At 56.4% G+C, this 13,639-nt stretch carries 9 protein-coding genes; 5 read left to right on the forward strand and 4 right to left on the reverse strand.

Annotation, left to right across the window (positions count from 1 at the left end):
• Positions 1 to 109: 109 nt before the first annotated feature.
• Entirely contained in the window at positions 110 to 823 is a 714-nt protein-coding gene (gene phnF, locus J7395_RS07110; protein ID WP_247742056.1) for a phosphonate metabolism transcriptional regulator PhnF, read from the forward strand.
• Between the two features lie 5 nt (positions 824 to 828).
• On the opposite strand, the gene J7395_RS07115 is transcribed toward phnF, so the two are convergent.
• Both J7395_RS07115 and J7395_RS07120 read right to left on the reverse strand, forming a co-directional pair.
• Positions 829 to 3,051 carry a class I SAM-dependent methyltransferase gene (locus J7395_RS07115; RefSeq protein WP_209221049.1) on the reverse strand — a complete coding sequence of 741 codons (2,223 nt, stop codon included), beginning with the start codon at positions 3,049 to 3,051 and terminating at the stop codon, positions 829 to 831.
• A gap of 74 nt (positions 3,052 to 3,125) precedes the next feature.
• Entirely contained in the window at positions 3,126 to 3,761 is a 636-nt protein-coding gene (locus J7395_RS07120; protein ID WP_062953168.1) for a trimeric intracellular cation channel family protein, read from the reverse strand.
• A 281-nt stretch (positions 3,762 to 4,042) separates the two neighbouring features.
• Here J7395_RS07120 and J7395_RS07125 point away from each other — a divergent pair, with 281 nt between their 5' ends.
• Both J7395_RS07125 and map read left to right on the forward strand, forming a co-directional pair.
• On the forward strand, positions 4,043 to 5,710 hold the full coding sequence (locus J7395_RS07125) for a sensor domain-containing diguanylate cyclase (protein ID WP_209221050.1): 1,668 nt from the start codon (positions 4,043 to 4,045) through the stop codon (positions 5,708 to 5,710).
• Between the two features lie 65 nt (positions 5,711 to 5,775).
• A complete protein-coding gene (gene map / locus J7395_RS07130) occupies positions 5,776 to 6,525 on the forward strand; it encodes a type I methionyl aminopeptidase (protein ID WP_114111161.1) in 750 nt (249 codons plus the stop codon).
• 91 nt (positions 6,526 to 6,616) lie between these two features.
• Here the strand turns inward: map and J7395_RS07135 are convergent, their stop codons facing one another.
• Together J7395_RS07135 and J7395_RS07140 are read right to left on the reverse strand one after the other, a co-directional pair.
• Positions 6,617 to 8,809, reverse strand: coding sequence for a malate synthase G (locus tag J7395_RS07135; protein ID WP_209221051.1), 2,193 nt, complete (start codon positions 8,807 to 8,809; stop codon positions 6,617 to 6,619).
• A gap of 197 nt (positions 8,810 to 9,006) precedes the next feature.
• Positions 9,007 to 10,371 (reverse strand): MFS transporter, encoded by a 1,365-nt coding sequence (locus J7395_RS07140; RefSeq protein WP_062953173.1) that lies wholly within the window; start codon positions 10,369 to 10,371, stop codon positions 9,007 to 9,009.
• Between the two features lie 444 nt (positions 10,372 to 10,815).
• On the opposite strand from J7395_RS07140, the gene J7395_RS07145 reads away from it, so the two are divergent.
• Positions 10,816 to 11,778 (forward strand): TAXI family TRAP transporter solute-binding subunit, encoded by a 963-nt coding sequence (locus tag J7395_RS07145; protein WP_085642474.1) that lies wholly within the window; start codon positions 10,816 to 10,818, stop codon positions 11,776 to 11,778.
• A gap of 21 nt (positions 11,779 to 11,799) precedes the next feature.
• The gene (locus J7395_RS07150) at positions 11,800 to 13,623 is read left to right on the forward strand and encodes a TRAP transporter fused permease subunit (RefSeq protein ID WP_247742057.1); all 1,824 of its coding nucleotides are present in this window, start codon (positions 11,800 to 11,802) and stop codon (positions 13,621 to 13,623) included.
• The last annotated feature ends 16 nt before the right edge of the window (positions 13,624 to 13,639 follow it).

Consider the following 13,639-nt stretch of genomic DNA (forward strand, 5'->3'; position numbering starts at 1 on the left):
ATCGACAAATTCAAAATTTGTCTAGACGTCTATACATATTCACGTTATAAGACGATTACGCGCGCTTGGCAAAGGTCTTGCGGTGAAAGTTTTGTGAATGGGGATTTCGATGGATTGGGAAGCCGGGCTATCTATCTGGAAGCAAATCGAAAAACAGCTTCTTGCCGATATTGCCAGCGGGGTCTTTGCCCCCGGTGACAAAATGCCGACCGAGATGGAACTGGTTCGCAGATTCGGTGTTAATCGGCATACGGTGCGACGCGCGATGTCAGCCCTTGTCGATGCCAATGTCGTGCGTGTCGAACAGGGGCGGGGGGCGTTTGTGCAGGAACAGATCCTTGATTATCCGCTTGGCAGCAAGACACGTTTTTCCCAGATCGTATCGGGGCGCCATCGTTTGCCCGACAAACGGCTGATTTCATCTGAAATCCTGAAAGCCAGCGCGACCATCGCCCAGTTTCTCGATGTCAAACCGGGCACACGGGTTGTCGAACTGTTTTCAGTATCCGAGGCCGATGGCATTCCGCTGGCGGTGGCGACAAGCTACCTTCCGGTTGCCCGGTTCGAGGGGATTGTCGAGATATTCACCCAGACAAAATCCCTGACCGAGGCGTTCAAGCATTTCGGGATTGATGATTACAGCCGCAAAACCACGCGCATCAGCGCCCAACTGCCATCATCACGGGTTGCCAGCCTGCTGAAACAGGCCAAAAACCGGCCGGTGATATCCACAGAAAGTGTTGACGTGGACGCAGCCGGTGTCCCCATCGAATACGGGATCACCGCCTTTTCCAGCGACCGGGTTCAGTTGATTGTCGAGTAGCCTGCTTAGTTTTTGGGTTTACGGCACCAGAACTGATACATGTTGGTAAAGGTGTTAGGGAACTCGTGTTCGAATTTGTTCCACGGAACAAGGCGTTCATTGCCCTTGAGCTTGCTATTGATCTCGGTGCGCTTCGCGGTGAAATGATGTTGCGGGCGTAGTTCAAAATCGATGAATTCCAGACCCAGCTCATCAAGGCATTCCCGGATTTGCAGTAGGTTGAAACGGTGCTCCTGCACGTGGAATATCAGGTCGCGGCAGGCACTCAGGCTATAGAAATCCGACCGAATACCCGGTTTGAAGGCAAGTTCTTCGTCGCCGGACAGAATATCCTGTCGGCATTGCCGGATGTCGTCCGCACCCGGGCCATAGCCTTTTTGCGCGATATATTCCCGCGCGGCCACGATATCCTCGCGCGCCAGTTCGCTATAAAGGCCGATGCGCATAAGCCCGCCGGGCCGTAAAATACGTTCCAGAACGCGCCAGCCTGCCATCGGGTCATCCATGTGATGGAGCACACCCGAACATTCGACAACATCGAATGTCCTGTTCATGTTTTCCAGTTGCAGGATATCGGCCTGCCCGAATTCGATATTGCGAATGCCAAGATTTTCGGTCTGGCGTTGCGCATACGCAAGGCTGGCAAGGCTGAGATCGACGGCAAGTACGCGAACGTCGGCAAACCGGGTTGCAGTATGCAGGCTGTGCTGTCCGGTGCCGCAACCGGCAACAAGAATTTCCGGCTTTTTAGGTGTGACATAGTCACCCAGATCCATCAGCAACGGATTGCCACGCAGCAAGTCACCAACCGGGCGCCCTGTTTTGCTGATACCGGCGTGAATCCAGCGCGGATAAGGGTTTTCCTCGTATTGGGCGCGGACAATTTGCGAAATCTTGTCGTCGATGCCGGTGAGGTTGGGGATTTTTGTGCGCAGTTCGCGTTCCTGCAGCGGTTCGTCAAGCTGGCGACGGATGACGTCGGCCATTTCGTCGGGCCAGGTTGTCGTTTCAAGGCCCGTGGCCCAGTCATAATCGATCAGTGCGTGATAGCAGCACAGAACGGCAACTTCTTCCGGTGCGGGATTTTTGCCTTCCGCCAGATTGTCCTGAATGGCCTGCTCGCGTTTTGTAAGCGCAGCCCTTTCGTCCTGATCAAGGACATAGACATATTCATTGTTAAAGCATTGTGCTGCCAGTGCCGCGAGGAATGGCAGATAGTCGGCAAGGGCTGTGGGCGGAGGATCAAGCAGCAAGGCCCGCCGGATGGCGGTCAGGGCAAATTCGAACTGCGCATTGGCAATCGGAACAATATGAAGCATGCGCAGGAAAAGTGGTTCGCGCTGCAAAGCCGCAATGTCATCGGCATCAACCTGATCGGGCCGGTTTTGCCAGTCGGCATAGTGCCTGATTACGGCTTGGAACGCTTCCTTTAACATCAGCACGGACAATACCGGTATCGCAAGCCCGCCCGGGGTGATCTCGTCAGAGGCCAGCATCCGCATCAGGATGTCTTCAAACTCGGCGCTGCTGGTTTGAGTCTGGTAGCCCTCAATCGTATTAGCTAGGGCAAAGAAATGCCGGTTCTCGCCTTTTTCCAGCCGCAACGCATTTGTGTGATGCCGGATGGCGTCCTCTACCCGGCCAAGGAGTTTCAGGGCAATCGCGGTGTCGGTCTGCAAATCTGCATCGTGTGGATTAAGCTTCAAGGCAGCCTTATAGTGATTAAGGGCTTCGGTCGGCCTGTTTTGCCCTGCCAATGCATTTCCCAACCCCTTGTGTGCGGCGAAATGCATCGGATTATGTTTCAGGGCAATCTTGTAATGTTCGACTGCCTCGGCAAAACCCTGCCGGTTGCCGAGAAGGGCGGCAAGGTTGCTGTGTGCTTCTGTATAGGACGGATTGATCCGGATTGAGGTGCGATAATGTTCTTCGGCTGCTTTGGGATCGTTTAACGCCGCCAGCGAAACGGCAAGATTGTTATGCACCACCGGATTGTAGGCAGCACCCTTTAACGACTTGCGCATCAATTCGATGGCTTTGCGATAATTGCCCTTCTGATGGTGGCAAAGGCCCATCAGATGCAGGGCTTCGGGCTGGTTGGGGATCATCTTCAGGATTTTTTGATAAAGGATAATCGCATCGGAAATGCGCCCGGCACGCTGATGGTTCAGCCCCATCTGCAAAACCTGCTCCAGCGTTATATTGCCTGTGCCATTACCCTTTGCCATCGTTGCTCCGTTCCCCCGAAATGAATTTCATGCTGATCCTTACCGCATTTTGCGCGGCAAGCGTTTGTATGGCGTTAATATTCCCGCCCCGGGCGGGCCTTGTAAACCGGGAAGCTTAGTTTGAAGCGTATGGCGCTGGCGCGCAGGGCGAAGGAGCACAGGAAGGCGATCAGGGCGACCGGGGCACGCGGAAGCGACAGGATATCGGTGCCGATCACATAGATTGATGCGCCGAGGAGCGCGCAGGTGATGTAAATTTCCGGGCGCAGGATCAGCGGGATTTCGTTACACACCACATCACGCACCATGCCGCCAAATGTTGCGGTGATGGTACCAAGGATGATCGCGACCAGCGGCGATACGCCAAGGTTAAGGCCGATAGCCGCCCCCGTCACGCCAAACATCGCAAGCCCAAGCGCATCAAGCCAGATCAGTGCGACATAGCGCCGTTCGACCAGATGGGCGGTGAAATAGGTGAAGACCGCACTGCCGATACAGGTGATGACCCAGGCCGGATCCCTGATCCAGAAAACCGGAGTGGCGCCGGTGATCACGTCGCGCACCGTGCCGCCGCCAATGCCGGTAAAGGTCGCGATCAGCACGAAGCCGACAATATCCATCTGTCGGCGGGATGCTTCCAGCGCGCCGGTCACGGCAAAAACCGCAACGCCGGTCAGTTCAAGCCAGTAGATGATTTGCGTAATGGTCATAATGTCGTTTCATCACTGTTTCGATTGCGGATCAAGTCTGGTGTAACCTTTGCGTGCCCGGCTTAAAAGAGTTTTGGAACTGCCGATTTTTCAATATGTTGGAAATAACCCGGCCAAACGGAAGGACATCCTGAAAAATGTTTTCATGGTCGGGCTTAAAATGGTCTGTGCGATATCTTATATTTTGCGCAAGACAAGATAAGCCGCATTCCAAAAAACAGCGGCATACAAACAGGGCAACCAACAAACGTGCTGCCCTATGGGAAGTGTGAGGATTGACTGTGAAAAGCCTTTCGCGGGTGGGTATTCGTATCCAGATCGCGCTGGCCACGGCGGTGCTTGTCGCTGCTTTGGCAGGCGTTATGAGTTATGTTGTCGGCAAAAGATCGGCAGAAGATCTGACCAGGCAGATCGGTACCGGTGTTTCCGATCTTGCCCTGCAAATGGCCGACGAACTCGACCGGACGATGTGGACCCATCGCGGTGAAGTTGCGGTTCTGAGCACCCTTCGCGCCCTTCGCAACCTTGACGACATCGAACAGGCCAGCGCGCTGATCAACCGGCTGCAACATGAATTGCCGATTTTCACCTGGATCGGGGTTCTTGACGCGGGAGGTACCGTGGTTGCGGCAACCGGGGATATTCTGGTCGGCAAGGATATTTCCGCGCGTCCCGTCTATGAATTTGGCAGCAAGGGGATGTTCATCGGGGATGTTCATGATGCCAAGCTGCTGGCCGAAAAATTTCCAAGCCCCACGGGCGAGCCAATCCAGTTTGTCGATATCGCTGTTCCCCTGCTGAACGATGCCGGAAATCTCAATGGTGTTCTGGCTACACATCTGAGCTGGGAATGGGCGGACACGGTGCGGCGTAACCTGTTTGCCGGGCAGGGCCTGCATCGCAATGTCGATATTTTTGTCATCGGTGCGAACGGGACGATCCTGCTGGCGCCAGATTTCGCGATGACCGGGCAGAAGCTTGAACTTCAACTGGAGAAAGGGTCGCACAGGTCAGACATTGGATGGGAAATCGCGAAATGGCCGGATGGCCATGATTATCTGACCGGTTTTGCTCCGGCAGACGGGCATTTCGACTATCCGGGGCTTGGCTGGTCGGTGCTGGTCCGTCAGCCGATAGAAGCCGCCCTGATAACCGTTCACGATTTGCAGTCCGATATTCTGGCCCTTGGCCTTAGTCTTGCCGTGCTGTTTAGTGTTTTTGCCTGGTGGGGGGCCGGTTTCATCGTCGGTCCGCTGGTCACGATCGCGAATGCCGCAGGAGAGCTTAAACGTGGCGAGATCGAGAGCCTGCCGCAGGTTTCCGGTGCGCGTGAAATCAACACGCTGTCAAACAGCCTGAACAGTCTGGTCGCCAAGCTGACCGAGAAGGATAGGGCGCTGGGCAAGATGAAGCATATTGCGCATCACGATCCCCTGACCGGGCTTGGCAACCGTCTGGCACTGGACGTTTATTTCGAACATGCCTTGGCACAGGCCAAGCGCCAGCACAGTCAGCTTGGCGTTCTTGCCCTTGATCTGGATGATTTCAAACCGGTTAATGACCGGCTGGGACATGCGGCGGGGGATGAGGTCCTGTGCGAAGTGGCCCGTCGGCTGCGTCGCTGCGTGCGGGGTGGGGATCTGGTTGCCCGCACGGGCGGGGACGAGATGGTCATTGTTTCGCATCTGGGTGAGAACGGTGTGTCCGAAGCCCGCGCATTGGCCGAAAGAATCCTTAATGACATTCTGATGCCGTTCATCACCGGCGGAAAACGGATATCGATCAATATCAGCATCGGTATTGCCGTTTATCCCGATCATGACACCCGCCCGGAGACGCTTCTGGAGCAGGCCGATCAGGCGCTGTATGTGGCCAAAAGCAAGGGCAAGCATCGTTACGTCATTTATGGTGAGGAAAACCGCCAGCAGAATTCCGGCTCACGCGCCTGAAATCGGGTCAGACATGACCATCCAATGGCTTGACTTGGTGGTGATTGCTAAGCATTAAGCAATCCATGACCATTTCATCAGAAACCGAACTTGAACATCTGCGCCGTATTGGACGCATCTGTGCGCGTGCGCGCGACGTGATGGGGGCTGCCGCCGTTGCCGGCATGACCACCGCCGAACTTGATGCCATTGGCCGCAAGGTTCTTGAGGATGCCGGGGCGGTTTCAGCACCCGAAAGCGAATATGATTTTCCCGGTGCGACCTGCATCAGTGTGAATGAAGAAGTCGCGCACGGCATTCCGGGGGACCGGGTTCTGGCGGATGGTGATCTTGTGAATATCGATGTTTCCGCGTCGCTGGATGGCTATTTTTCCGATACCGGTGCCAGCTTTATCGTCGGGACCCCGCGCCCGGAAATCGAAAAGCTGTGTGCGGATGGCAAAAAAGCAATGTGGGCCGGGATCAAGGTCGTGCGCGACAAGGCCCCGATCCGCGAAATCGGCCTTCGGATCGAAAACTTTGCCCGAAAGGGCGGTTACAGCCTGATTAAAAACCTTGCCAGTCACGGGATCGGCAAATCATTGCACGAGGCACCGCAAACCATCCCGACATGGGATGACCCGCGCGAACGCCGGACGCTTAAAAAGGGTCAGGTCATTACCATCGAGCCGTTCCTGTCGCGGGGGGCGAACTGGGCGCTTGACGGGGATGATGGCTGGACGCTCTATGCCGATACCGGTGCACCCACCGTGCAGTATGAACATACGCTGGTGGTGACCCAGAATGGCTATGAAATCATGACGTTGGGCGGATAAGCCCCACGGACTTATATTGCGCAGCATGATGGATATGAAAAGGGCCGCCCGATATGTTTCGGGCGGCCTTTTTAGTGCGGTATTGGCGGCTTTAGGCGCCGTATTTTGCCTTGGCTTCGCGGCGACGTGCATGCAGGACCGGCTCGGTATAGCCATTGGGCTGTTCGCGGCCTTTGAACACCAGATCACAGGCGGCGGCAAAGGCAACACTGTCATCAAAGTTCGGTGCCATGTTGCGATATTCGGGATCGCCTTCGTTCTGTTTATCAACGACGGCGGCCATGCGTTTCATGGTTTCCATCACCTGATCGCTGGTGCAAAGACCGTGATGGAGCCAGTTGGCGATATGCTGGCTGGAGATACGCAATGTTGCGCGGTCTTCCATCAGGCCGACATCATTGATATCGGGCACCTTGGAACAGCCAACCCCGGCATCGATCCAGCGGACAACATAGCCAAGGATACCCTGTGCGTTGTTATCAAGTTCTTCCTGGATTTCGCTGGGCATCGGGTTGATATCGCCAAGGCGCGGGATCGAGAGGATATCATCAAGGCTGGCGCGTTCGCGTTTGCCGACTTCATCCTGTACGGCACGGACATCGATCTGATGATAATGCATGGCATGCAGGGTTGCCGCGGTGGGGGATGGAACCCATGCGCAGTTTGCCCCGGCCTTCGGATGGCCGATTTTTGCGGTCATCATTTCCGCCATGCGATCGGGTTTGGCCCACATGCCCTTGCCGATCTGGGCAATGCCTTTCATGCCGCATTCAAGGCCGACATCGACATTCCAGTTTTCATAGGCCGAAATCCAGTACTGGTCTTTCATCGCTTCCTTGCGAACGACCGGGCCTGCTTCCATGCTGGTGTGGATTTCATCGCCGGTGCGGTCAAGGAAGCCGGTATTGATGAAAACAACACGATCCTGCGCGGCACGAATGCATTCCTTGAGGTTCACCGTCGTGCGGCGTTCCTCGTCCATGATGCCGACCTTAAGGGTGTTTTCCGGCAGGTCGATTTCACGTTCGACGAAGGCAAACAGATCATTGGTCAGGGCCACTTCTTCGGGGCCGTGCATCTTCGGCTTTACGATATAGACACTGCCATGGCGCGAGTTTGAGACGCTGCTGTTGCCATCAATATCGTGTTTGGCGATCAGGCTGGTGAACATCGCATCAAGGAAACCTTCGGGGACTTCGTTGCCATTGGCATCAAGGACCGCGTCGCTGGTCATCAGATGGCCGACATTGCGCACCAGCATCAGGCTGCGACCGGGCAGAACAACGTCATTGCCATCAAAGCCCTGATAGGAACGGTCCGGGTTGAGGCGGCGGGTAACGGTTTTGCCACCCTTTTCGAAGCTTTCTTCCAGCGTGCCTTTCATCAGGCCAAGCCAGTTGCGATAGACAACGACCTTGTCTTCGGCATCGACGGCGGCAACGGAATCCTCGCAATCCTGAATGGTGGTCAGGGCGGATTCCATGATCACATCGCACACGCCCGCAGCATGGGTTTTGCCAATCGGGTGCGTGGGATCAATCCGGATTTCCAGATGCAGACCATGATTGCGCAAAAGGACTTCGGAAAGCGCGCCGTCTTTTTCATTGTAGCCGATGAACTGCGATGGCTGTGCCAGCGATGTTTCGCTGCCGTCTGACAGGGTTATTGCCAAAGTCCACCATCCAGAGCCGTCTTCGCGGACTTCGTATTTGGTGGCGTCGGCATGTTTGCCATTGGCCAGCGGGACGGCCTGATCAAGGAATTTTGCGGCATAGGCAACAACCGCGGCCCCGCGCTTGGCATTGAAGCCCTTGGTCTTTTCCTTGCCATCGGCATCGTCAATGACATCGGTGCCATAGAGCGCGTCATAAAGGCTGCCCCAGCGGGCATTGGCCGCGTTGAGGGCGTAGCGCGCATTCATCACCGGCACGACAAGCTGCGGACCGGCGACGCGCGCGATTTCCGGATCGACATTGGTGGTCGAGATATAGAAATCGTCGCCTTCGGGCAGAAGATAGCCGATTTCCTTGAGGAATTCCTTGTAGGCCAGCGGATCGCGGGCCTGATCCTGACGGGACAGGTGCCATTCGTCGATCTTGGCCTGCAATTCATCGCGCTTGGCCAGAAGCGAACGGTTCCGGGGGCCAAGCTCGTTCACGAGCTTTTCGAACGATGCCCAGAACTGATCGGAGGAGACACCGGTGCCCGGGGTGATTTCGTTGGCAACCAGATCATGCAGAACGGTTGCAATCTTAAGGCCGCCTTTGGTGATACGTTGGGTCATGTTTCCTCTCGACAGGCTTGAAGTCTTGCGCAAGGCCGGATGTGACCGATGCATATGTTTGTCACAACATATGGGCTGTATGCGGGCAGGGTCCACAGCCGGTTTCACTTTCGTGGGATGTTTTCCGTATTGTGGAAACGATACCGAAAGTTGCGAAACAATACCTGTGCGGGCGACTTTGCGGCAAAGCCGCGGGTTTACTGTCTGCCGGTATTCTGATCGGCTTCCGGTGCCGTTTCCGCAGCTGTTTCTTCTGTGCTGCGAGGGGCGACATCCTCGCCCCTGTCTGCGGCGTGTGAACCGCTTCCGTCTTCTTCCTCGACGATGTCATCGGTGATCGGGGAAAGTTCAAGTGCCATGGGCGTGGTGCGCGGTACCGCAACAAACTGGCCCTGTTCCTCGATCGAGATGCGGCGACCGAAACCGGCACGATAGATGGCAAAGCTTGCGACCAGTATGCCGACAATCGCAAACAGAACCGGCATGCCCCAGGGACCAAAATGCCCGATGGCAAGCGATCCGATGATTGGCCCGGTTGCAGCAGACCCACCATAAATGATCAAAAGGCCACCGGATGCCGAAACGATCTGATCGGGTTGCAGATAGTCATTCACATAGGCGACCGACAGGCCATAAACCGGCATGATGAAGATGCCGATGATAGCACCCCAGACAGTCAGATTCCCGCGGACAAGTTCGGGCGCGACCAGCGGGAACAATCCGCAGATTGCAAGCCCGATCAGCACGGCGATCATGACATACTGGCGGGGAACCATGTCCGACAGACGGCCAATCGGCCACTGCATGATCATGCCGCCCAGAATGACAAAGGCCATGAAGTTCGCGACGTCATTGGTTGCAAGGCCCAGATTGGACGCAAAGATCGGGCCGACACCGTAGATCGCACCGGAAAGAACGCCACTGCCGGCTGCGGCGACAAAACCCAGCGGCGAAATGGCGTATAATTCGCGGAATTTCATGCGCGCGCCACTGACCGCGGCGGGCGGGGGTTGCCGGGTCAGGGCAATCGGCACCAGAGAAAGTGACAGCAGGACCGATGCCACGGTGAACAGTTCGAAGCTGCCAATCGGTGACACGTTCAGCAACAACTGCCCGATGGCAAGACCCGCGAGAGATACGGTCATATAGGACGCGATCATGCCGCCGCGCGATGTGTTGTCGACCTGTTCGTTCAGCCAGCTTTCGATCACCAGATACAGGGCCGAAATGCACAGGCCCGTCATGGCGCGGAACAGCGACCAGGTAATCGGATCAACAAACACGGCATGCAAAAGCGTAATCGCCGATCCGGTCGATGCCAGTGCGGCAAAGGTCCGGATATGCCCCACACGGTTGACAAGCCCGGCCCCCCAGATGATCCCGCCGATAAACCCGGCATAATAGGATGCCATGATGATACCGGTATAGATCGGTGCAAAGCCCTCGGACGAGGCGCGCAAAGCCAGCAACGAGGATTGCAGCGAAGCCCCGGTATTGAGCGTGAAGGCTGCAAACAATGTCGCAGACAATGCGATGATCAGTGCGACCGGCGAACGCGGCATCGGATCCTCTGGTGGTAATGGCGCTTGCAGGTGTTACCCTGCGCGATGGTCGGGAACCCTGTCAATCTTTACAAGGCGCTGATCTGAAAGGTCTTGTCGATCCTGTCGGGTGTGTGATGGATCGAACGTTACGGCACATACGATGTTCCGCAGAATTTCACGGATTGCATTAAAGCCGAAGCCCTGCCGCGAACAGTACCGGTTTTGCGCAACTGCCATGTGAAAATGGGGTAAACTTGCACCGGTGAAGGTTACCTTTGACGAATAACCGGCTTGACCTTCGCCCCTTTGATGCGCTCTATGACTTGCAATTGGATACAATTTGCCAAAATCGGCCCGCTTCGGGGCGGGTTTTTGCGTTGATCGCCACTATTGGCCCGATCCGTACCCAAGTTCGGTATTTGCAAACCGACCGGTGCCCGGGTTCTGCAAGGGGAGGAAACCTTGAACATTCTTCGTACAATCGGCGCAATCGCGACCGGTATTGTTGCCCTGTCAGCGGTAAGTGCCGCCCAGGCAGAAACCCGCGTTACGTTCAAATCGGCCAAGGCCGCGTCGTCCTATTATCAGATGGCCGCCCAGTTTGCCGAAGCAATCAAGACCGGTACGGACGGCGAGATCATCGTCACGGTCGAGGAAAGCCAGGGATCGGTTCAGAACGTGATGGAAGCGTCGGTTCGCCCGGGCAATTACGTTTTCACAAGCCCGCCGGCACTTGTTGGCCTTGCACAGGCTGGCAAGGGTGCCTTTGAAGGACGTCCGACCGAGAAGTTCAACGAGGTCCGGGCCCTGTTCCCGATTCCGTCGCTGACCATGCATTTCGTGATGCGTGCTGATGCCGGTGTGACCGACTTTGCCGGGCTTGAAGGCAAGACCATCCTTCTGGGTAAAGGATCGTTCGGGGCGACCGAGGGTGAAAAGTACCTTGAGCTGTTTGGCCTGACTGACAAGGTCAAATTGTCCGAAGCGGAACTTTCGAACGCCGTGGCCGCCCTTAAAAACGGTCAGATTGACGGCTTTGTCACGGCCGGTTCCTGGCCCGCGCCGAACGTGATCGAGGCGGCGGCAGGCACGGATGTCAATATCCTGTCGCTTTCAGATGAGCAGCTTGCGATGACCAAGCGCGATCTGACGGTGATCCCGGCCGGGACCTATAACGGGCAGAAGGATGATATCCGCACCTCTTCGCTGTCGGTGGTTGCCTATGCCACGACCCAGATGGATGACGAAACCGCCTATCAGCTGACCAAGACCTATTGGGATCAGAAATCCGCCATGAGCTCGAACGCGTCATGGTGGAAGGGTGTGACCCAGGAGATGCTGGCCAATATCAAGGGTAAAATCCACCCCGGCGCACTTCGTTATTACGCCGAAGCCGGTTTCCCGGTGCGCGACGATCAGAATTGATCGCCGCATTGAAATAATGTGATGACAGGCCCGGCCGCCAAAGCCGGGCCGTTCTTTATCGGACGTATCAGGATTACGATGTCTGCTGTTTCCCGCCCTTTCTGGATTGCGCTTGGCGCGGTATCCATCTTTTTTCATCTTTGGCTGATTTTTTCGGGGCTTGTCCCCAATCTGGTCAGTCGGCCGTTGCATATGGCTTTGGCCCTGCCCTGGGCGTTAGTGTTTGTTGCCAAAACGCCGTGGCAGAAAATCAGCGGGTTGATCCTGACGGTGGTGGGGCTTGCTGCGTGTTTGTGGGTGGCGTTCAATCACGGCATGCTGGGCGATCAATACGGGTTCCTGGTCGGGAATTTGCAGATCGTCATATCATTTGCCCTGCTGGGTATCGTTCTTGAAATGGCACGTCGGGCGATTGGATGGCCGTTACCGAGTGTGGCGGCGATTGCGCTGCTTTATGGGTTCTTTGGCGAATATATTCCCGGTGAATTTGGCCATGGCGGGCTTCCGATTGAGAGCATGCTGGGCACGCTGACCATTGCCGAGGGCGGCCTTTGGGGCAGCCTGACCGGGGTTTCGGTCAGCATCGTTGCGATATTTGTGATTTTTGGCGCGATCCTGAATGGCGGCGAAGCCGGGCAGGGTTTCATGAATGTTGCCGGTGCGGCAGCCGGGCGGCTGCGCGGTGGGGCAGCCAAGGTTTCGGTGATTTCGTCGGCCCTGTTTGGATCGATTTCGGGGTCGGCGTCGGCCAATGTGGCATCGACGGGGGCGATTACCCTTCCGGCCATGACCAAGCTTGGCTATCCCAAAAGACTGGCCGCCGCGGTCGAGGCGGTGGCATCGTCGGGCGGGCAGATCATGCCGCCATTGATGGGGGCCGGGGCGTTTGTCATGGTCGAACTGACCGGGCGGCCCTATGTCGAGATCATGGTGGCCGCCATTCTGCCGGCAATCCTTTATTTTCTGGCGGTCTGGGTCGGGATCAATGCCTTTGCGCTGCGCTATGATTTGCCCGGCGTGCCGGAAAAAGACCGGCCTGATACGCGGGCGGTGATTGTGACGTCGGCATTCTTCCTTGTGCCGTTTGCGATCCTGCTTTGGGGCATGTTCGGGGGCGGTTACACACCGCAATATGCCGCCTGCCTTGCGATGATTGCCGGTGCGGCGTTGCTGTTTTTGGATGGCAATCTGAAATTCAGCCTGGCCCGTACGGGCGAAAGATTTACCGAGGTTTGCCTGAGTGCCGGGCGGCAGGTATCGATGATTGCCGCGATCATTTTGTGTGCATCGATTGTGATCGGTGTTCTGGGCCTGACCGGGCTTGGCGTGAAGATCACGTCGCTTCTGCTGTCGGGGTCCGGCGGGATGCTTTGGCCTGCCTTGCTTCTGACGGCGATTGCATGTCTGATCCTTGGCATGGAAGTGCCGACCACGGCGGCTTATGTGATCTGCGTTTCGGTGGCGGGACCTGCCCTGACCGAGCTTGGGCTTGATCCGTTGCAGGCGCATCTGTTCGTGTTCTGGTTTGCCCTGCTGTCGACGATTACCCCGCCGGTTTGCGGTGCGGTGTTCATCGCCGCGGGCATGGTCGAGGAAAACTGGCTTAAGGTTGCCGGAACGGCAATGGCGCTGGGGATTGGCCTTTATATCGTACCACTTGCGATGATCGCGAACGGGTCACTGATTGATCTTGCCGCCAATCCGGTTTGGGCGATTGCGGCGGCACTTAAGGTTGCGATTGGCCTGACGGCAATTTCATATGGCATTATTTCGCCGCGACATATTGCGGTGCGCGCAGCGCTTGTCGCGGTTGGATTGCTTGCGATTTTTGTTGTCGGCATATGACGAAAAACGGGCCGAC

This window comes from Thalassospira sp. A3_1 (assembly GCF_017744215.1).
In the GTDB taxonomy this organism is placed as follows: Bacteria; Pseudomonadota; Alphaproteobacteria; order Rhodospirillales; family Thalassospiraceae; genus Thalassospira; species Thalassospira lucentensis_A.